Below are 20,267 nucleotides of genomic sequence, written 5' to 3'. Positions count from 1 at the left end.
CGGCGACCGTCCAGGCTGTAACGCTCGATCCGGTCTGCTCCTTCGGATGTCATCCGTGATTTGCATCGGTGCGCTGCTGACGGAGGCGGACCCGGTGCAAGCCACGTCGGACAGCCACGACAACCGCCAGCACCCCGCCGATGATCACACTGATACTGGCCAGACCGAACGCCGCCAAGCTGCCGAGAGCCGTATCGCGCGCACCGTAGAACCGTGGTGGATCGCCGATCGAGAGGGTCGGTGCTGGGCCGACCCCGGATGTCCTGCAGCTCACTTCGTACCTACCGGCCGGCCCGGCGGACAGCGTGAGAAGGCCGCGCCACCGTTCGTTGTCGACGTTGAGTTCGACATTCTCGGAAAGCAGGTGGACCTCGCGAGACTCGAGAACCTCCTGACCATCCACCGGTGACGTATCACATCCGACGTCCGGGACGCTCTGGCCGGTCTCCTTGACCCACACCATCTTCTCCTCTTCCGGCGACAGGTGCACCGTGACCACCTGACCTGGTGTAAGGCGCTGTCCCAGGTCACCCCCGGAGCGGAGAACGAACAGCATCACGCCGGCCGCTGCCAACACGCCGCCGACGGCGACCAGTGCCGCGATGATGAACCAGATTCGGCGCGGCCGTAGTTCCACCGGAGTGACGACCGCAGAGAGAGTCATGGCGAAATGATGCAGGGTGACCATGCGCAGCGCCAGTACCCGAGTGACAAGGGACGGGCCATGCTTGTCGTTGAAAGAGGACAGTCTTCTGACCCAGCGCGGCCGGATTCGAACACACGACTTCTTCGTCCCGAAGGAACTCCCGGGTTGCCTGTGCCAGCGTCAATAGGAGCGAGGGACTGCGGAGATGGTCCGCTGGCGTCCATGGTTGTCCGGCGATGTGCTCACCGATCGTCACTCGGTTAGTCACCCAGCTCCGGGCTCTTGGCGTACCTACGTCGGGGGTCGAAACGCCGAAGCCTGCGCTCGTACTGGCCGGCGTAGGAACGCTGCGCCCGATTCATCGCCCGCGCGTCTGGATCGCTGACCGCCTCGTAGTAGTACATCTCGGCCGGGTCCTGGTCCTCGTCAACCAGGCGCGCGAGCGCTTCACGGTCGCGCTCAATCGAGCACGCAGCTCGTATGCGAGCCCGCCAGGCTATGCCCGTGATGTCCTCCTCCACGTCATAGACCGTAGTGGCGTAGGGGCCTGGACCGGTATCCGTTCCCCCACGTGGGACGGTCAGCTTGGGAATCGGTTTGAGTCGGGGCCCATGGACGTCATGCCACCTGGCCAAGGGAGGATGGAAGCGGCAACCGAGCGCTCCGGTGGACCTCCCGTGGCCGATGTTGACCGCTGTATCGGGCACGGATCGGGCACGGCTCCCAGTCAGGCTGGCCCTCAAATCCCCCTATCGCTAAGCCGGTGATGGATGACGCCAGACCTCTTGCTGACTTCTTGCTGACACAGCGACCGAGGGGTCTGGCCGCGACCGGCTTAGGCAATGCTGCTGCCAGACGCTGGCACCCCGGTGGGGAACCAGCCTGCCCGGCGGATCACCGTCGGTGGCACGACACAGGCTTGTCGCGTGGCTTTATCCAACGACCGCCAAGAAATCCGAGTAGAACAGGCCCAGGCCGACCGCCACGCAGACACCGGCCACGATCCAAAACCGGACCACAATATTGACCTCGCTCCAGCCGGCCAACTCGAAGTGGTGGTGCAACGGCACCATCCGGAAGACCCGTCTACCGGTGGTCCGGAACGAGACGATCTGGATCACCCAGGTCGTCGTGATGATGACGAAGAGCCCGCCGATCATGATCGAAAGCAGCGTGGTGCGAGTTGCCACCGCGAGCCCGCCGATCAGGGCGCCGAGCCCGAGCGAGCCCACGTCACCCATGAAGATCCGCGCCGGGGACGTGTTCCACCACAGGAAGCCCACGCAGGCGCCGGCCGCCGCCGCCGCGATCATGGCGATCTCCAGGGGATCCCGGACCTGGTAGCAGTAGTCGTTCACGCGGGCGTACGCGTCGTCGGCGCACCAGTGCCGGTACTGCCAGAACCCGATCAGCGCGTACGCGCCGAGCACCAGGATCGACGCGCCGGTGGCCAGGCCGTCGAGGCCGTCGGTGAGGTTCACGCCGTTCGACATCGCCATGATCACGAAAACGATGACCATGACCGCGCCGACCTTGCCGACGTTCAGCCAGCTGATGTCGCGGATGAGCGAGATGTGCTCGCTGGCCACGGTCTGGCCGTTGGTGCTCGGCACGTAGAGAGCGGCGATGCCGAACCCGCCGCCGACGATCGCCTGGCCGAGCAGCTTGCCTTTGGCGGACAGGCCGTCGGAGTTGCGCTGGCGCACCTTGAGGAAGTCGTCGAAGAAGCCGACCGCGCCGCAGAAGACGAACAGCCCGAGCAGCACCAGGGCCGTCATGGTCGGCCCCTCCTCCGCGATCTGCCGCTCGGGCACGGTGGTCAGGGCGATATGCCCGGCGACGTAGGCGAAGACGGTCGCCACGATGAAGACGACGCCGCCCATCGTGGGCGTGCCCTTCTTGCCCTGGTTGCTGGCAAGCCCGATGGATCGGATCGGCTGGCCGGCCTTGAGCGCGGTGAAGACGCGGATCGCCACCGGCGTGCCGAACAGGGAGATGATGAACGCGACCGCGGCCGCGACGATGACCGCCCTCACGGGCGAACCTCCACGAGATCCGGATTTCTCACGGCGTCCCCACCGAGCTTCCAGATCAGCGCCTGACGTATCGACCTGAGCTGGCCGTGCAGATAGTCCTTAGCGAAATCATCGATCATGAGGCACGAGCTTGCCATCCGACGGAGCGGAGCAGCCCTGGACCTCACAGCGCCGTGGTTCGTAACTCGCCAACACGAATCCGACGACCATCTTGCAGCGCCAGGCCCGAGGTTCAACTTGTGTCCGAAGCGGCGGAGATAGCCCAAACGACGCGACCCCTTGTCGACTGTGGTGCGCGGCGCAATCTGTCCAGGAGCGGTACACGGCCGAGCGTCATGGCGTTCAGGGTGAGGTATGACAGCGCGGCCGAATACGAGTGAGCCTTGCCCAGGAGGCCTAAACCATCCCGTCTGCCGTCGACCCGCCCTCCTGGGGAGCGGGCCGCCGCCCGGCCCGCCACGTCAAGACGGCCTTGACGCACGTTCGGGCGCTGGCGGGTCGGGCGGGGGTCTGCTCGGCTTGCCCGGGTCGATGGCAGACGGGATGGTCTACCGCAACCACCCGCGGACCGTGACCCGCCGACGGTGCCCCGGCCATCCTGGAGCCGGAGCGCCCCCGCCGGAGGCGCAGTAACCGCGACCCCGCGACCGCCGCCAGCTCGCTGACGCGGCCGGCGTGCGCTGCCCTGCGCCGCGCCGGCTCGTGGCCGCGCGGCCCGGCCGGCTGCCGGCCCACCCCTCACCCGTCAACGGTCTGTCGTTCTGCTGCGGCCCGCTCGGGCTCCCCGCTGTCCGCGCCAGCCGCCGTGCGTTCGGCGTGGTCCGGCCCTGGCGCAACGCAGAGGGGCCGGGCCGCGCGCCCTGGCGGCGGCGCGTGCGGCCCGCTTGTCGGGCCGCCTTGAAGACGTACAGAAAGTTCTCACCACCCAGCCGGCAGCCGGCTGTCCGGTCTCGGGACCTGCGTGACAGATCGGTATCAGGACCTGAGTGACATTCCGCCGCCTGTAGCACCGGTCCCGCGCCTGGGCCCCACGTTGACGAACAGATGCGAACCGGCGGCGACGGCCGGCGGGAGTCACGCCCCTATACCGCTGGCGCATGAGTTAGCAGGGCCTGCCGAACCCCAGCCAATGCCATCGCGGCACATCCACGTCGGCGAAGTCCGCGTCGTGGTACGACTGCGTCAAAGACAGGCAGAAACGGCAGAAGCGGGCGAGCCGATGACGGGTGGTGCAGCGGGGCTGCGGCGGAGACCCGAGGATCCACAGCGAGCGACGTTCCTGGAACTGTTCTTCGACCTGGTGTTCGTCCTCGCGCTCTTCCGGGTCTCGCAGGGGCTGCTGGAGCATCTGACCTGGAGCGGCGCCTTCCAGACGCTGGTGTTGCTGCTCGCCCTGTGGTGGGTCTGGGTCCATACCGCGGGGGCAGCAGACATACTCGACCCGCGACGAGCGCCGATACAGCTGCTGGTCATCGCGACGATGTTCGGCACTCTGTTGCTGGCCGCCGCCGCCCCGGAGGCGTTCCACGAGCGAGGCCTGTTCTTCGCAGGTGCATACGTCGCCATTCAGGTCGGCCGCAGTGTGTTCATCGTGGCCGTCGTGCGTGACGACGAGGTACGCCCCTTCTACTTGCGGCTGCTCTTCTGGTTCGGCGTATCTGCCGTGCCGTGGATCGCGGGAGCCGCCGCGCACGGTACGGCGCGTGCCGTGCTATGGACGCTCGCGCTGGCCGTGGAGTACACGGCGATCGCACTGCGCTACCCCACACCGTGGTTTGGCCGCGCCCGTGCAGCGGAGTTCGCGATCTCCGGCGAGCACCTGGGAGAGCGCTACCGGCAGTTCTTCATCATCGCGCTCGGCGAGTTGATCCTGGCGACGGGGCTGGCCTTCGGCAACGGCGGTTTCGAGACCGACCGGAGCGCTGCGGTCGTAGTGGCGTTCGCCACGATCGTGCTGCTGTGGCGGATCTACATCTACCGCGCGGGTGAACTGTATGACATGGCCCTGGCAGCCGCCCCTGACCCACTCCGCGTGGGCATCCCGGGGGCGTACTCCCACCTCGCCATGATCGCCGGCATCGTGGCGATCGCCGTCGGCGACGAGCTTGTCATCGTGCACCCGTTCGGACACACACAGCCGGCCTGGATCGCCGTGATCCTCGGCGGGCCCGCACTGTTCCTCGCCGGACGTGCCCTCTTCGAGTATGCGGTGTTCCGCCGTGTGTCCTGGGATCGGCCGATCGGGGTCCTCGTCCTCGTCGTCATCTCCCCAGTGATGATCCTGGTGCCGCCGCTAGGCATCGCCACCGCCGCCGTCGTCGTCCTGGCAGGAGTCGCCGTAGCTGACGCGATGCGCGCACGACGACACCCACGCGAGCTGCCGTCACGACCCGGCTAGCCGGAAGTGTCACCCACGTCCCGAGACCGATCTGTCACGGACGTCTTGAGACCCGGCATCGCCGGCAGCCCGGCCGCCCTCGCCCAGTCGGCCCACTGTCCACGGGATGGCGAGCAGGCTGGTTCGCTCCGTACCCTGGCGACATGGCCGCCCTCGTCGACACCGCTCGGGAAGTTGCGCGACACCTGTTGGAGACGCCGTTGCCCCGTCGATGGAGTCACGTCCAGGCGGTCGCCGCCAAGGCGGACAGGATCAGCGCCGCCGTTCCGGCCGAGGATCGCGAGGTACTTGTAGCGTCGGCGTGGCTACACGATGTGGGCTACAGCCCCGACCTGGTCGATACCGGCTTCCACTCGTTGGATGGTGGCCGCTGGCTGTGCCGTCAGCGCTTCAACACGCGGATTGCCGCCCTAGTGGCTCATCACTCCTGCGCTTGGCTGGAAGCCGAGGAGCGCGGGCTTGGCGAGGTACTGGCTGCCGAGTTCCCTCGGGAGGAAACCGCGGTGACCGACGCTCTGTGCTGCTCGGACATGACGACCGGGCCGGATGGCCAGGATTTCGAGGTGCTGGAGCGGCTGGCAGAGATCCGATCACGGTACGGCCCGGAGCACCTGGTGACCCGATTCATCAGCCGTGCGGAACCGGAGATGGTCGCTGCCGTGCGACGGACTCAACGTCTGCTCGCCGACAGCGTCCGTCAGCCGATATAGGGCTCCGGGCGATCCTCGTAGCCGTGAGTGATGCGGAGCAGGGTCGACGGGTGGATGTCGAGCGCGTCCAGCTCGTCGCGGGCCACCCACCGGACGTCATGTGACTCGTCGCTCGGGGTCGGTATGCCGCTGACCGGTACGGCACTGAAGCAAAGCGAGAACTGCTGCCGTACCTCGCCGTCTGAGTACTCGATGACGTGACCGGGGTCGGAGTAGACACCAACCATCCCGGACACCTCGACGCTAATGCCGGTCTCCTCGTGAGTCTCCCGGACTGCCGTCTCTGCGACCGACTCGCCGATCTCCTGGCCGCCACCGGGCAGCGACCACAGGCCGTTGTCGGGCTGCCACCTCGCCGCGTGGCTGAATGGCCGAGACAGCCAAGACCCGGTCGAAGCTGTCGGCGTACGTGCCGAACAGGTCCCCTCCGTTGAGCCTGCGCAGGTGCATCACGGGCGCATGTGGCGCCGGAAACCCGAGCACATGCATGTTCACCAACATCTCGTCATCAAAGCGATAGATCGAGTTGTACAGCGTCGTGTCGTGGTAACGGACCTTCACTCCGGGCGCACCGTCAAGCCGTTTGTAGTACTGCTGAACCTGACGGATCTTTGCCGCCATCACACCCGGCGCACCCTCCTCGACGCTCTTCCGCTCGATTGCCTCGCTTGTCGGGTCCCCGATCAGAATCGTCACCGCGACGCCGACCGGCGTCAGACCGTTGCGCAGGATGGCATCGCGGAGCCGGTCGTTTGGGCATTAGCCCTCCTCAAGGGACAACTAGGGACGCATTCATGCCGACCAGCGAGGACCGGACTCGCCGAGCCATCGACCGCGCGTTCGCTGAGGACCGCGCGGCCGAGGACGGCCCGGAAGCCGTTGACGGCCTGGAGACGGCATGATCATGGTTCAACGGCTCTCCGGCCGACCTGAGGTGCAGGTCAGGGCACCTGTGCCGGCTACTTGGCGTTGAAGTAGCTCGCCTCCGGGTGGTGGACCACAATCGCGTCGGTGGCCTGCTCGGGCATCAGCTGGAACTCCTCGGACAGCTCCACGCCGATCCGCTCCGACCCGAGCAGCTGCACGATCTTCGCCCGGTCCTCCAGGTCCGGGCAGGCCGGGTAGCCGAACGCGTACCGGCAGCCCCGGTAGTCGTTGCGCAGCAGGCCCGCCAGGTCCGCCGGATCGTCCTCGGCGAGCGTGCGGCCGTCGGGCAGGGTCAGCTCGGTGCGGATGCGCCGGTGCCAGTACTCGGCGAGGGCCTCGGTGAGCTGCACGGAGAGGCCGTGCACCTCCAGGTAGTCGCGGTACTCGTTGCGGGCGAACAGCTTCGCCGCGTACTCGCTGACCGGCTGACCGACGGTGACCAGTTGCAGCGCGACCACGTCGAGCTGGTCGCCCTTGGGCCGGAAGAAGTCCGCCAGGCAGAGCCGCCGCTCCTGCCGCTGCCGGGGGAAGGAGAACCGGGCCCGCTCGGCGTGCCCGTTCTCGTCCAGCACCACCAGGTCGTTGCCCTCGGAGTACGCCGGGAAGTAGCCGTACACGACGGCCGCCTCCAGCACCTGGTCGGCGATCAGCCGGTCCAGCCAGTAGCGCAGGCGCGGCCGGCCCTCGGTCTCCACCAGCTCCTCATAGGACGGACCGCCGCCGCCCCGGGCGCCGCGCAGCCCCCACTGCCCGAGGAAGGTGGCCCGCTCGTCGAGCAGCGCCGCGTAGTCGGCCATCGGCACGCCCTTGACCACCCGGGTGCCCAGGAACGGCGGGGTGGGCACCGCCACGTCCGCGGCCACGTCGGAGCGGACCGACGAGTCGTGCAGCTCCGGCAGCGACTCGGTGACCACCGTGCGCTGCCGCTCCCGGCGCGCCCGCCGGGCCGCCAGCGCCGCCTCCCGCTCCGGGTCGACCACCGGCGCGCCGCCGCGCTTGGCGGTCATCACCCGGTCCATCAGGGAGAGCCCCTCGAACGCGTCCCGCGCGTAGTGCACCTGCCCCGGGAACGTCGAGCGCAGGTCGTCCTCGACGTACGCCCGGGTGAGCGCCGCCCCGCCCAGCAGCACCGGCCAACGCTCCGCGACACCGCGGGTGGCCATCTCGGCCAGGTTCTCCTTCATGATCACGGTGCTCTTGACCAGCAGCCCGGACATGCCGATCGCGTCGGCCCGGTGCTGCTCTGCGGCGTCCAGGATGGCGCTGATCGGCTGCTTGATGCCGATGTTCACCACCTCGTAGCCGTTGTTGGACAAAATGATGTCGACCAGGTTCTTGCCGATGTCGTGCACGTCTCCGCGCACGGTGGCCAGCACGATCCGGCCCTTGCCGCCGTCCTCCGTGGTCTCCATGTGCGGCTCCAGGTAGGCCACCGCGGTCTTCATCACCTCGGCGGACTGGAGCACGAACGGCAGCTGCATCTGCCCGGAGCCGAACAGCTCGCCGACCACCTTCATCCCATCCAGCAGGATGTCGTTGATGATCGACAGCGGGGACCGGCCGCCGGTCATCGCGGCGTCCAGGTCGGCCTCCAGGCCGTTGCGCTCACCGTCGATGATCCGCCGCTTGAGCCGCTCGTCCAGCGGCAGCGCGGCCAACTCCTGCGCCCGGCTCGCCCGCGCGCTGGTCACGTCGACCCCCTCGAAGAGTTCGAGGAAGCGCTGCACCGGGTCGTACCCCTCGCGGCGCCGGTCGTAGACCAAGTCCAGCGCGACCTCGCGCTGCTCCTCGGGGATCTTCGACATCGGCAGGATCTTGCTGGCGTGCACGATCGCCGAGGTCAGCCCGGCCTGCACACACTCGTGCAGGAACACCGAGTTGAGCACCTGCCGGGCCGCCGGGTTGAGGCCGAACGAGATGTTCGAGATGCCCAGGGTGAAGTTCACTCCCGGGTAGCGGCGGGCGATCTCCCGGATCGCCTCGATCGTCTCGAGGCCGTCGCGGCGGGTCTCCTCCTGCCCGGTGGCGATCGGGAAGGTCAGCGCGTCGATGAGAATGTCGGCGCGGTCCATCCCCCAGCGGCCGGTCAGGTCGTCGATCAGCCGCGCCGCGACCCGGACCTTCCACTCCCGGGTACGCGCCTGCCCCTCCTCGTCGATGAGCAGCGCCACCACCGCCGCGCCGTGCTCCCGCACGACCGGCATCACCCGCGCGTACCGGGAGTCGGGGCCGTCGCCGTCCTCGAAGTTCACCGAGTTGACGACGCACCGGCCGCCGAGCTTCTCCAGCCCGGCCTCGACGACGGCCGGCTCGGTGGAGTCCAGCATGATCGGCAGAGTCGACGCGGTGGCGAAGCGGCCCGCCAGCTCCCGCATGTCCTGGGTGCCGTCGCGGCCCACGTAGTCCACGCAGAGGTCAAGCAGGTGCGAGCCGTCGCGCGCCTGGCTGCGGGCGATCTCCACGCAGGCCCGCCAGTCCCCCGCCAGCATCGCCTCCCGGAACGCCTTGGAACCGTTGGCGTTGGTCCGCTCCCCCACCATCAGCACCGAGGCGTCCTGGGCGAACGGCACCGGGTGGTACACCGAGGAGACGCCCGCCTCGTGCCGCGGCTCACGGGACGCGGCGGTGACACCGTGCAGCCGCTCAGCCAGCACCTGGATGTGTTCCGGGGTGGTGCCGCAGCAGCCGCCGACCAGGCCCACGCCGTACTCGGTGATGAACCGCTCCAGCGCGTCGGCCAGCTCCACGGGAGTCAGCGGGAAGTACGCCCCGTCGGCGGTCAGCACCGGCAGGCCCGCGTTCGGCATCACCGACACGGGGATGCGGGAGTGCTGCGACAGGTACCGCAGGTGCTCGCTCATCTCCGCCGGGCCGGTGGAGCAGTTCAGCCCGATCAGGTCCACCCCGAGCGGCTCGATCGCCGCCAGCGCCGCGCCGATCTCGCTGCCCACCAGCATCGTGCCGGTGGTCTCCACGGCGACGTGGCAGATGATCGGCACCGGCTGGCCCAGCTCGGCCATCGCCCGCTTCGACCCCACCACCGCGGCCTTGACCTGGAGCAGGTCCTGGCAGGTCTCGATGATCAGCGCGTCCGACCCGCCGACGATCAGCCCGGCGGCGTTCTCCTGGTACGCGTCGCGCAGGGTCGCGTAGTCGGCGTGCCCGAGGGTGGGCAGCTTGGTGCCCGGCCCGATCGAGCCGAGTACGAACCGGGGCCGCTGCGGGGTGCTGGCCGCGTCGGCGGCCTCCCGGGCGATCCGGGCCCCCGCCTCGGACAGCTCCCGGATGCGGTGCGGGATGTCGTACTCGCCGAGGTTGGCCAGGTTGGCGCCAAACGTGTTGGTCTCCACGCAGTCCGCGCCGGCGGTCAGGTAGGCGTCGTGCACGCCGCGCACCACGTCCGGCCGGGTGACGTTGAGGATCTCGTTGCACCCCTCCAGCCCGTCGAAGTCGTCGAGCGTGAGGTCCGCGGCATGCAGCATCGTGCCCATCGCCCCGTCGGCGATGAGGATCCGGTCGGCCAGCACATCCATCAACGAAGTCCGCACCCGTTCAGGTTAGTGCGACGGCCATCGCACTCCACCGCCGTCCGCGCCCGATCCCATATTGTGTCACCGGGATCACGTTGTCCGGTTCGTCGTCGTATGCGTGGTCGTGGGTCGGGCCGACCGGCGCGGCCGACGGGCCGCACCCCGGCCCGGCACGTAGGCTGACGGACGTGAAGGACAACAGGGACGCCACCGTGCCCCCCGGCCCGACGACCGGGCGCGGCCCCGGCGTCGACCGCGACGAGCAGGGTGAGGTGACGGCGTGACCGAGTTCGACGGACTGCCGGTGCTGCGGTCCCCGGTGGCCATCGCCGCGTTCGAGGGCTGGAACGACGCCGCCGACGCCTCCACCGCGGCGGTCGAGCACCTGGAGCAGGTCTGGAACGCCCGGCAGGTCAGCGAGCTGGACCCGGAGGACTTCTACGACTTCCAGGTCAGCCGACCGACCATCACGATGGCCGACGGGGAGACCCGCCGCGTGGAGTGGCCCACGACGCGGTTCATGGTGGCCAGCCCGGAGGGCACCGAGCGGGACGTGGTGCTGATCCGGGGCATCGAGCCGAGCATGCGCTGGCGGACGTTCTGCGAGCAGGTGCTGGAGATCTGCCACAGCCTCGAGGTGGAGCGGATCGTGCTGCTCGGCGCGTTGCTCGCCGACGTGCCGTACACCCGGCCGCTGCCGATCAGCGGCAGCGCCTCCGACGCGCAGGCCGCCGAGCGCTACCAGCTCACCCCGACCCGGTACGACGGGCCGACCGGCATCGTCGGCGTGCTGCACGACGCGTGCGCCCGCGCCGAGGTGGACGCCGTCTCGTTCTGGGTGCACGTGCCGCACTACGCCAACAACCCGCCCTGCCCCAAGGCCACCGTCGCCCTGCTGCACCGCGTCGAGGAGGTTCTCGACCTGCCGGTGCCGATGGCCGACCTGGCCGAGGAGTCTGCCGAGTGGGAGCAGCGCGTACGCAGCGCCGCCGAGCAGGACGCCGAGTTGGGCGAGTACGTCCGCGAGCTGGAGGAGCGGGTCGGCGACGAGGGGATCACCCCGCTGACCGGTGACGAGATCGCCCAGGAGTTCGAGAAGTACCTGCGCCGTCGGGGCGGTTCGGCCGGCCCCACCGCCGGCTCCTGGTAACGCCCGTCACCCCGTTTCCTGCGGGCCCCGGACCTCGTGTCCGGGGCCCCTTTTTCGTGCTCGGTGGCGCGTTTCCGCGTGTCCGGGGTGGCGAGGTCACACCCACTACTGCATCCTAGGAACCTAGCTGTGATCAAGGAGGCGGGTATGCAGATCAACCCCGGGGCCGCCGAGTTCCCGCACCGGCAGATCGCCGCGCAGCTCAAGGCCCAGGTCCGCCGCGGCGACTGGGCCCCCGGCGAGCGGCTGCCGTCCATCCCGGCCATCGCCGAGATGTTCGGCGTCGCCAAGCAGACCGTGCAACGCGCCGTCGACCAGCTGCGGGTCGAGGGCATCCTGATCACCAAACCTGGCTCCGGTACGTACGTCCGCGGCACCCGCCGCCGGCTCAACCGGCTCTCCCGCGGCCGGTACGGCGGCTTCCGCGGCTACCACACCGACCTGGCCGCCAGGTACCGGCAACAGCTCGTCTCGGTCGGCCGCTCCCCCGCCCCGGCCGAGGTCGCCGACGCGTTCGGGGTGCCCGACGGCACCGACCTGCTCTGCCGCCGGCACCTGGTCCGCACCGACGACTCTCCCGTCGAGGTGGGCGCCTCCTGGTTCCTGCCCACCGACACCGCCGGCACGTCGCTGGAGCGCGCCGAGGCGTTCGGTCGGCCGCTCTACCAGGAGGCCGAGGAAGCCACCGGACGGCGGTACGTCTCGGCCACCGACACGATCAGCGCGCGCCAGCCCAGCCGGGAGGAGGCCGAGACCCTTCAGATCCGGCCTGACACCCCGGTGCTGCACCTGCTGCACGTCGCGTACGACGCCCACCGCAAGCCGATCGAGGTGGCCCAGGCCACCTGGCCCGGCCCGATGACCACCCTCACCGAGGAGTACAAGATCCCCGGCCCAACCCCGGACCCGACCCCCGACCCCGGCCTGGTCCTGGGCTAACCCGCCCCGCCGACCCCCGCCCACCCTGTCGATCATGGGGTTGACGGGTCCGACAGAGATCGAATCGCCCGCCAACCTCATGATCAACGGGGTGACGGCGGGGGTGGGGGCAGGGGCAGGGGCAGGGCGGGGCTGGGTGGGTTAGAGGCGGATGCCTAGGAGGGCGTCCACCGTGTTCGCGAAGAGGGCGGGCGCTTCGGGGTCATCCGTGGTGCCGGCGAGGGTTGCGTCGGCCCAGCGGTCGGCCACGGCCAGGGCGCCGGGGGTGTCGAGGTCGTCGGCGAGGCGCTCGCGCACCCCGGCCAGCAGCTCGGCCCCGGACGGCCCGGCGGGCGCCGCGGCGGCCCGGCGCCAGCGGGCCAGCCGCTCCTGAGCAGCGGTCAGCAGCTCGTCGGTCCACGTGCGGTCGCTGCGGTAGTGCCCGGACATCAGTGCCAGCCGGACCGCCATCGGGTCGACCTTGTCGGCGCGCAGCCGGGACACGAAGACCAGGTTGCCGCGGGACTTCGACATCTTCTCGCCGTCCAGGCCGATCATCCCGGCGTGCACGTAGTGCTCGGCGAACGGCGCCTGGCCGGTGAGCCGCTCGGCGTGCGCGGCGGACGCCTCGTGATGCGGGAACAGCAGGTCGTTGCCGCCGCCCTGCACGTCGATCCGGTCGCCGAGCAGGTTCAGCGCGATCACCGCGCACTCGATGTGCCAACCCGGGCGACCGGGGCCCAGCTCCCCGCCCGGCCAGGACGGCTCGCCCTCGCGGGCGCCGCGCCACAGCAGCGGGTCCAGCGGGTCGCGCTTGCCGACCCGGTCCGGGTCACCGCCGCGCTCCGGGAAGATCTTTAGCATCTGCTCCCGGGTCAGGTTGGACTCGTAGCCGAACCGGGGCGAGGCGGAGACGTCGAAGTAGACGTCGCCGGTGCCGTCGTCGAGCCGGTAGGCGGCCCCGTCCTTGAGCAGCACCTCGACCTTGTCGGCGATGTCCGGGATCGACTCGACCGCGCCCACGTAGTGCGCCGGCGGGATGATCCGCAGCGCCTCCATGTCCTCCCGGAACAACGCCGTCTCGCGCATCGCCAGGACCACCCAGTCCTCGCCGTCACGGGCGGCCCGCTCCAGCAGCGGGTCGTCGATGTCGGTGACGTTCTGCACGTAGCGCACCGGACGGCCGGCGTCGCGCCACATCCGCTGCACCAGGTCAAAGGTGATCATGGTGGCGGCGTGGCCGAGGTGCGTGGCGTCGTACGGGGTGATGCCGCAGACGTACATGCTTCCCGCTTCGTCCGGCTCACTCGGGTGGACGCTCTGCCGCGCCGAGTCGTACAACGCCAACGGCTCGCCCCTGCCCGGCAGCCGTGGCACCTCGTGTCCCGCCCAAGACTCCATGGCTTCAGCCTAGCCAGCCCCAGGACCGCCCCGGGCCGCCCCACGGGTGATCAAAATGACAGTGGATCACATGGGCGGCCAGGGCACCGCCGGCCAGTCCTCCGGTGGCTGCGGGAACCGGCAGGTCTGCCGCAACACGTCGATGCGGGCGGCCAGCTCGGCGATCTCGCTGATCGTCAGGTGGTCGGCCAGCTCCTCGCCGAGCGCCCCGGCGACCTGGCCGGCGAGCCCGTCGAGCATCTCCACGGCGTCCGGCGGCAGCTGCTTCCCGGCCCAGCCCCAGAGCACCGTACGCAGCTTGTCCTCGACGTGGAAGCTCACCCCGTGGTCCACGCCGTAGATCCGGTCGTCGGCGCCGACCAGCACGTGGCCACCCTTGCGGTCGGCATTGTTGATCACCGCGTCGAGCACCGCGAGCCGGGCCAGCCGCGGGTCGTCGGCATGCGCCAGCGCGTACGCGGCGCCGTCGTCGTCACGGGCCGCGGCGATCGGAAACCAGCGCGGCGGCAGCTCCTCGGCGGGCACGAACCCGACCAGCGGCTCGGCGTCCTCCGGCTCGTCGATCCAGAGCTGGCAGGAGCCCGGTCCGAACGGGCCGTCGCGGAGCACCGTGGGCGGCACCAGGTCCCAGCCGGTGGCCCGGGAGACCAGGTACGCCGAGACCTCCCGGCCCGCGAGGGTGCCGTCCGGAAAGTCCCAGAGTGGGCGCTCGCCACGGACCGGCTTGTAGACACAGCGGGCGGAGACGTCGTCCAGCGTCAGAATGCCGCGCAGGGTCGTGTTCGACGCGTCGACCAGCCGACCTTCCAGGTCGAGCGAGCCGTCACGCAACAGCCGCAGCGCTGCGTCGCCGTCCTGGCGGGGCTGGAGGCCGGACGACGTCACCGGTGGTAACCGTTGTGCCGCGGGCAGAGGTGCCCGGCGGGGTCCAACGGCTGGCCGCACAGCGGGCACGGCGGCCGGCCCGCGTTCACCACTCGCCGGGCCCGCTCGATGAACTGGCGGGTCGCCTGCGGGGTGAGCCGGACCCGGAGGCGGTCGAGGTCCTCGTCCGGCTCGTCGTCCTCGTCCTCGTCGTCCTCGTCGTCCTCGTCGCCCAGCTCGACTTCGGCTTCCACCTCGCCCGCGGCGATCGCTTCGATCACCACGGTCGCGGTGTCCACGTCGAAGGCCAGCCCGAGGGTCCCTACCCGGAACTCCTCGTCGACCGGAGTGTCCAGTGGCTCGTTGTCGCCCACGACCGGCGCCAGCTCGGGCAGGTCCACGCCGAAGCGCCGCTGCGCCTCGGTGAGTAGCTCCTCCAGCTTCTCGGCGAGCAGGGACACCTGGACCTTCTCCAGCGCGACGCTGACCAGCCGGCCGCCGCCGCGAGCCTGCAGGAAGAACGTGCGCTCTCCCGGCGGGCCGACGGTCCCGGCGACGAACCGCTCCGGCGGTTCGAAGGCGTGCACCTGGTGGGTCATACCCACGACCCTATCCGGCCCGCCATGGCATCGCGCACCCCACCGACCCGAATCGCCCCGGCGGCGGCGCGCCCGGCGTACCGGTGGCTGCACCCGGGCGTGGCGGCCCCTCGGCCGCCTGCCGGCACCCGAGACGGACGGTCCGTGACCCGGCCTGTGCCGGCGCGGTGGGTGGGCGGAGGCGTCGTGGCCACGGTCATCGTGGCGCACCGGCCCCACCGCCGACGGCCGCGTCGGAATCACCCGCGCGGGTCGCCCGCCGACGCCGCTTGCGCGGCGGCGGCACCAGGGCGGTGAGGTCGCCGCCGGTGTCGTTGAGCCGGATCAGGAACGGCCGCAACGGCGTGTAGCGGATCGCGGTCACCGACGCCGGGTCGGCCACGATCCGCTGAAAAAGATCCAGGTGTACGCCGAGCGCGTCCGCCACAATGGCCTTGATCACATCACCGTGGCTGCAGGCCAGCCAGACCGCCTCGGGCCCATGCTCGGCGCTCACCCGGGCGTCCCACGAGCGCACCGCCGCCACCGCACGCGCCGCCATCGCGGCCATCGCCTCCCCGTCCGGGAAGACCACCGCGCTGGGGTGCTGCTGGACCACCGGCCAGAGCGGCTCCTTGGCGAGCTTCTTCAGCGCCTGCCCCTCCCAGCTGCCGTAGTCGCACTCGATCAAGCCCTCCTCGACCACCGGAGCGGCCTGCGGAAGCGCCAGCTCCAGTGTCTGCAGGCAGCGGATCAGTGGACTGGTCACCACCGCCGCGAGCGGCACCCCCCGCAGCCGCTCCCCCACCGCGGTCGCCTGGGCCCGGCCCGTCTCGTCCAACTCGACGGGCTGGCGGCCGGCCAGCCCACCGTCCGCGTTCGCGGTGGTCCGGCCGTGTCGCAGAAGCAGAAGGGTCGCCACGGGACCACCCTATGGCCTGCTCCAGGCCTTTGATCGTCGCGGGCTCCCGGGTGCGGGGGTTTGACTGGAGGTGCCGGGTCCGTGTGGGGCGGGGTGGGGCCCGCCGTGCCCGGCTCCGGGCGGTCAGGCTTGATCCCTGCGCCGGGCACGGCGGGCCCCACCCCGTCGGTGGTCGCCGTCCGTTCGGACCCGGGGGTCCGGCACGTCCCATCCCGGCAGGTTGTTCGGTGCGGTCCGATTCCTGCGCGGGTCCGCCAAGCCCTCGACTCCGGGACGACCTTCTTGCCCGGGGCGTTGTTGCCGGCGCCGTCTCCGGTCGGCGATCGCCATCCGCTCTGATTCCTGCGTCAAGGATTCCTGCGTCAAGGCGCGGTTTAGTCCCATTTCGGGTGGGGATCGATGTGCGCACACCAATACCTGCGCAAACGTGCGATAAGTCCATACGGTTCGTCGTCCGCCCCGGATTTCTTTGCCAGGTGCGAGCTGTGGCGTCCCCAGGAGCTTGCCGTCCTCTGCCAGTCACGGTCGGGGTCGTCGTGGCCCTGATCCCTGCGCCTGGGAGCATCCGGCTGGCGGCCCCCGGACCCGGTCCTTGCGGTGGATGTGGCCAGGCCACCGTTCCGGGCGGTTGGTGTTGTGAGCGATATACCTGTGAGTCATACATATGCCTCTGAGGTATACCGCTCGTTGACGACCTCGCCCGGATCGCCTTCGCGCAGCGTTGATCGACTCGGCCTCGCGGATGTTGCGGTGTCCGCGGCCATCGGATGCCCCGATATCGGCGATATCGAGTCGATCAACCCCGAACCGGGCCCATCCGGCGCCGGGGCAGCCGATTGGACAGCCTCTCCGGATCGAGCCGAGCCCTCGGGCGACGGCCTGCTGGAACACTCGCCGATCTCGCGCCGGATGTCCGATATCGGAGTGTCTGGCCTGTGACCGGCTGCACCCGTGGGCTGGAATCGTGGCCGGCCGGGGGTCGTTACACACCCTGACGATCGCAGCACCACCGGCCCGCCACCCCGCCCCTGTGGGTTGGGATGGCAGCCCGGCCGGGTTGGAATGCCCGCGGGTGCCCGGTCGTTGCAGACTCCCTGAACGACCGCACCAGCACCTGATCTACAGGGTGTCGACGGATGGGCCAACCCCGGAATGACGCCGGCCCGGCGGTCGTTACACACGGTCCCGGCGCCACGAGGCCCCCGCCCGTAGGCCGCTGGACCCGGCGCCACAAGCCCCCCGGCTTGCCGGCCGCCAACCCCCAAGACTTTCCCCTGTGTTGAAAGCGCCGGACGAGGTGCTTGCACCCACACCGCCGTTCCCCCTGGTGGTGGGTGTCTACCCCCTGAAGGAGCTCACCCCTGATGAACACGATCATTCGTAAGAGCATGTTGTCCGTTGCTGGTCTCGCGTTCGCCGGTGGTGTCTTCGCCGGCCCGATCGCCGCCCACGCCGCCCCCGTCGACGGCAAGCCCGCCGCCGTGGCGGTGCAGACGGTCAAGGCGCAGGGCGCGCAGTCGCACATCAACCTGAACGACGAGCAGATTGCGAACGTCAAGGCGATCATCGCCGCGACGAAGAAGGCCGATCTGCCTGAGCGGGCCGCGGTCATCTCGATCGCCACCAGCCTGCAGGAGTCGAAGCTGGAGAACCTGGGTCACCTCGGCGACATGAACGACCACGACTCGCTGGGCCTGTTCCAGCAGCGCCCGAGCTCGGGTTGGGGCACCCCGGAGCAGATCACCGACCCGCAGTACTCCACGACCGCGTTCCTCAAGGGCCTCAAGCAGGTTGACGGATGGCAGGACATGGCGTTGACCGACGCCGCGCAGACCGTGCAGGTCTCGGCCTACCCGGATGCCTACGCCCAGTGGGAACAGCAGGCCACCGACCTGGTCGCCCACCACTGGAACAACTGACCCACCGCATGACACCGACCGCTGGCCGGCACCCCGAACCTGGGGTGCCGGCCAGCGGCATATCCATGAACAGATCAGGGTGGGTGCGGGCCAGGGAATGGTGTGGGGCGTCGGCTGGTTGTGGACAGTGTCGGTGTGACTCAGTGTCCCCGGGCCTCACCTGATATTGCCGTCGCGGAATACCGTTTGGCTGGAGCCGCGTCGCGCCACTCGCCGAGAGGCGACCTGCACACCGACACCAACGCCGCCCCCGGCCCACGGCCGGGGGCGGCGCTGTCTGTGCCCGGTCCGGGCCGTCGACGGATCGGTTGCTCAGGTGGCGCTGATCGTGCCGGTCAGCAGCAGGGCGAGCACCAGGGTGCCCAGTGCGACCCGGTACAGCACGAAGACGTACAGGGTGTGGTGGGCGACGTAGCGCAGCAGCCAGGCGATGGCCGCGTACCCGATGCCGAAGGCGATCGCCGTGGCCACGATCATCTGGGCGACGGTGGGTGCGGACGTGCCCGGGGCGGACGGTTCGAAGACGTCCCCGAGGCTGAACACGCCGGACATGACCACCGCCGGGATGGCCAACAGGAACGAGTACCGCGCCGCCGCCTCCCGGGTCAGGTTGAGCAGCAGCCCGGCGGTGAGCGTGCCCCCGGAGCGGGACACCCCCGGGATCAGCGCCATGGCCTGGGCGAAGCCCATCACCACGCCGTCCTTCATGCGGAAGTTCTCCAGGGTGCGGGTCTGCCGTCCCCAGTACTCCGCGAACGCCAGCACGAACGCGAAGACGATCAGCGTGGTCGCCACGACCCAGAGGTTTCGCCCGGCGGTCTTGATCTGGTCCTTGAACACGAAACCGAACAGCCCGATCGGGATCGAGCCGATGATCACGTACCAGCCCATCCGGTAGTCGAGGCTGGAGCGCACCGAGCGGTCGCGCAGCCCGACCAGCCAGGTCCGGGTGATCCGCCAGATGTCCTTGGCGAAGTAGATCAGCACGGCGGCCTCGGTGCCGAGCTGGGTGACCGCGGTGAACGACGCGCCGGCGTCGCGGTCGAAGAAGATCGCCGAGGTGATCCGTAGATGCCCCGACGAGCTGACCGGAAGGAACTCGGTCAGTCCCTGGACGATGCCCAGGACGATGGCCTCGACCCAGGTCACTCGCCGACTCCCGAAAGGTCGAGCGCCTCGGCGACGGTACGGAGGGTCTGCACACCGCTGTCCCGGTCGGCCACGAACAGGCTCACCGACAGCGTGGTGACGCCCGCGGCGGCGTACTCCCGCATCCGCTCGGCGATGCGTTCCTTCGGGCCGAGCAGTGAGGTGCGGTCGATGAACTCCATCGGCACCGCGGCGGCCGCGTCGCGCTGCCGCTTGGCCAGGTACAGGTCCTGCACCTCTCGCGCGGCGTCGCCGTAACCCATCCGGGTGGCGAGCTGGTTGTAGAAGTTCTGCTGCCGGCTGCCCATCCCGCCGACGTAGAGCGCGGCGTACCAGCGCACCAACTCCGCGCAGGAGGCCACGTCGTCGCCGACCACCACCGGCACCGAGGGCACCACGTCGAAGCCGGCCAGCTCCTTGCCGACCTTGGCCCGCCCGGCGCTGACCGAGGCGAGCTGCTCAGCGGCGAACTCCGGGGCGTAGAACACCGCCAGCCAGCCGTCGGCGATCTCGCCGGCCAGCTCCAGGTTCTTCGGGCCGACCGCGGCCAGGTAGATCGGAATGTGCTCGCGGGGCGGGTGGAAGCCCAGCCGCAGCGCCTTGCCGGGGCCGTCCGGCAGCGGCAGTGTGTAGTGCTCGCCGTCGTACGCCACCTCCTTGCGGGAGATGGCCAGCTTGACGATGTCCACGAACTCGCGGGTCCGGGCAAGGGGCTTGGCGAAGCGCACCCCGTGCCAGCCCTCGGAGACCTGCGGGCCGGAGACGCCCAGGCCGAGCCGGAACCGGCCGCCGGAGAGCGCGTCGATGGTGGCGGCGGTCATCGCGGTGGCGGCCGGCGTACGGGCCGGGATCTGCATCACCGCGGCGCCCACGTCGATCCGTTCGGTCTGGCCGGCCATCCAGGCGAGCATGCTGGGCGAGTCGGAGCCGTAGGCCTCCGCCGCCCACACCACCGAGTAGCCGAGCCGGTCCGCTTCCTGGGCCAACGCCAGGTGGTCCGCTGGCGTGCTCCACGCTGTCTGGTATCCGAGGCTGAGCCCGAGTCGCACTGGTCCTCCCCCATCCGTGGCACAGGTCGCACCAGGTTACGCAATGGCGATTACGGCCTCGATCACCGGC

General features: G+C 70.0%; 18 protein-coding genes. 5 read left to right on the top strand and 13 right to left on the bottom strand.

All coding sequences use genetic code 11. From position 1 onward, the window contains the following. Nucleotides 1–49 precede the first annotated feature (49 nt). The 4 genes from BUS84_RS06580 to BUS84_RS40570 all read right to left on the bottom strand — a co-directional run bounded on the left by BUS84_RS06580 (nt 50) and on the right by BUS84_RS40570 (nt 2,801). A complete protein-coding gene (locus BUS84_RS06580; protein WP_074309651.1) occupies nt 50–688 on the bottom strand; it encodes a hypothetical protein in 639 nt (212 codons plus the stop codon). A gap of 218 nt (nt 689–906) precedes the next feature. Next, on the bottom strand, nt 907–1,167 hold the full coding sequence (locus BUS84_RS06575) for a hypothetical protein (RefSeq protein WP_074309648.1): 261 nt from the start codon (nt 1,165–1,167) through the stop codon (nt 907–909). 411 nt (nt 1,168–1,578) lie between these two features. Then, entirely contained in the window at nt 1,579–2,682 is a 1,104-nt protein-coding gene (gene mraY / locus BUS84_RS06570) for a phospho-N-acetylmuramoyl-pentapeptide-transferase (protein WP_074309647.1), read from the bottom strand. Next, entirely contained in the window at nt 2,679–2,801 is a 123-nt protein-coding gene (locus BUS84_RS40570) for a hypothetical protein (RefSeq protein ID WP_280175098.1), read from the bottom strand. Before BUS84_RS40570 ends, mraY begins: the two co-directional genes overlap by 4 nt. 1,010 nt (nt 2,802–3,811) lie before the next feature. Here BUS84_RS40570 and BUS84_RS06565 point away from each other — a divergent pair. Both BUS84_RS06565 and BUS84_RS06560 read left to right on the top strand, forming a co-directional pair. Beyond that, on the top strand, nt 3,812–5,080 hold the full coding sequence (locus BUS84_RS06565; protein WP_244298406.1) for a low temperature requirement protein A: 1,269 nt from the start codon (nt 3,812–3,814) through the stop codon (nt 5,078–5,080). A gap of 143 nt (nt 5,081–5,223) precedes the next feature. Then, a complete protein-coding gene (locus BUS84_RS06560) occupies nt 5,224–5,790 on the top strand; it encodes an HD domain-containing protein (protein ID WP_074309643.1) in 567 nt (188 codons plus the stop codon). Here the strand turns inward: BUS84_RS06560 and BUS84_RS06555 are convergent. From BUS84_RS06555 to metH, 3 genes are all read right to left on the bottom strand, one after another. Further along, entirely contained in the window at nt 5,778–6,122 is a 345-nt protein-coding gene (locus tag BUS84_RS06555) for an NUDIX hydrolase (RefSeq protein ID WP_244298545.1), read from the bottom strand. The genes BUS84_RS06560 and BUS84_RS06555 overlap by 13 nt on opposite strands. Continuing rightward, a complete protein-coding gene (locus BUS84_RS39635) occupies nt 6,034–6,486 on the bottom strand; it encodes a hypothetical protein (RefSeq protein WP_244298405.1) in 453 nt (150 codons plus the stop codon). The genes BUS84_RS06555 and BUS84_RS39635 overlap by 89 nt, the downstream gene beginning before the upstream one ends. A 263-nt stretch (nt 6,487–6,749) precedes the next feature. Continuing rightward, the gene (gene metH / locus BUS84_RS06550) at nt 6,750–10,250 is read right to left on the bottom strand and encodes a methionine synthase (protein WP_425293440.1); all 3,501 of its coding nucleotides are present in this window, start codon (nt 10,248–10,250) and stop codon (nt 6,750–6,752) included. Between the two features lie 277 nt (nt 10,251–10,527). On the opposite strand from metH, the gene BUS84_RS06545 reads away from it, so the two are divergent. Next, the gene (locus BUS84_RS06545) at nt 10,528–11,397 is read left to right on the top strand and encodes a PAC2 family protein (protein ID WP_074309640.1); all 870 of its coding nucleotides are present in this window, start codon (nt 10,528–10,530) and stop codon (nt 11,395–11,397) included. 147 nt (nt 11,398–11,544) lie between these two features. Further along, nucleotides 11,545–12,336 carry a GntR family transcriptional regulator gene (locus BUS84_RS06540; protein WP_074309638.1) on the top strand — a complete coding sequence of 264 codons (792 nt, stop codon included), beginning with the start codon at nt 11,545–11,547 and terminating at the stop codon, nt 12,334–12,336. 141 nt (nt 12,337–12,477) lie between these two features. On the opposite strand, the gene mshC is transcribed toward BUS84_RS06540, so the two are convergent. The 4 genes from mshC to BUS84_RS06520 all read right to left on the bottom strand — a co-directional run bounded on the left by mshC (nt 12,478) and on the right by BUS84_RS06520 (nt 16,080). Next, on the bottom strand, nt 12,478–13,716 hold the full coding sequence (gene mshC / locus BUS84_RS06535; protein ID WP_074309637.1) for a cysteine--1-D-myo-inosityl 2-amino-2-deoxy-alpha-D-glucopyranoside ligase: 1,239 nt from the start codon (nt 13,714–13,716) through the stop codon (nt 12,478–12,480). A gap of 66 nt (nt 13,717–13,782) precedes the next feature. Beyond that, on the bottom strand, nt 13,783–14,601 hold the full coding sequence (locus BUS84_RS06530) for an SCO1664 family protein (RefSeq protein WP_074309635.1): 819 nt from the start codon (nt 14,599–14,601) through the stop codon (nt 13,783–13,785). Then, entirely contained in the window at nt 14,598–15,179 is a 582-nt protein-coding gene (locus BUS84_RS06525) for a DUF3090 domain-containing protein (protein ID WP_074309633.1), read from the bottom strand. Before BUS84_RS06525 ends, BUS84_RS06530 begins: the two co-directional genes overlap by 4 nt. A 196-nt stretch (nt 15,180–15,375) precedes the next feature. Then, nucleotides 15,376–16,080 carry an MSMEG_4193 family putative phosphomutase gene (locus BUS84_RS06520; protein ID WP_074309631.1) on the bottom strand — a complete coding sequence of 235 codons (705 nt, stop codon included), beginning with the start codon at nt 16,078–16,080 and terminating at the stop codon, nt 15,376–15,378. A gap of 1,364 nt (nt 16,081–17,444) precedes the next feature. On the opposite strand from BUS84_RS06520, the gene BUS84_RS06515 reads away from it, so the two are divergent. Next, nucleotides 17,445–17,999 carry a hypothetical protein gene (locus tag BUS84_RS06515; RefSeq protein WP_074309419.1) on the top strand — a complete coding sequence of 185 codons (555 nt, stop codon included), beginning with the start codon at nt 17,445–17,447 and terminating at the stop codon, nt 17,997–17,999. Nucleotides 18,000–18,311: 312 nt separating this feature from the next. Here the strand turns inward: BUS84_RS06515 and BUS84_RS06510 are convergent, their stop codons facing one another. Continuing rightward, nucleotides 18,312–19,148, bottom strand: a complete 837-nt coding sequence (locus BUS84_RS06510) for an undecaprenyl-diphosphate phosphatase (protein ID WP_074309629.1) — start codon at nt 19,146–19,148, stop codon at nt 18,312–18,314. Next, the gene (locus BUS84_RS06505) at nt 19,145–20,197 is read right to left on the bottom strand and encodes an LLM class F420-dependent oxidoreductase (RefSeq protein ID WP_074309627.1); all 1,053 of its coding nucleotides are present in this window, start codon (nt 20,195–20,197) and stop codon (nt 19,145–19,147) included. The genes BUS84_RS06510 and BUS84_RS06505 overlap by 4 nt, the downstream gene beginning before the upstream one ends. Nucleotides 20,198–20,267 lie beyond the last annotated feature (70 nt).

The sequence above is a fragment of the Micromonospora cremea genome (assembly GCF_900143515.1).
Lineage (GTDB): Bacteria > Actinomycetota > Actinomycetes > Mycobacteriales > Micromonosporaceae > Micromonospora > Micromonospora cremea.
The sequence above is the reverse complement of the archived record's forward strand: the minus strand, read 5'-3'. Positions and strand labels throughout refer to the sequence as shown.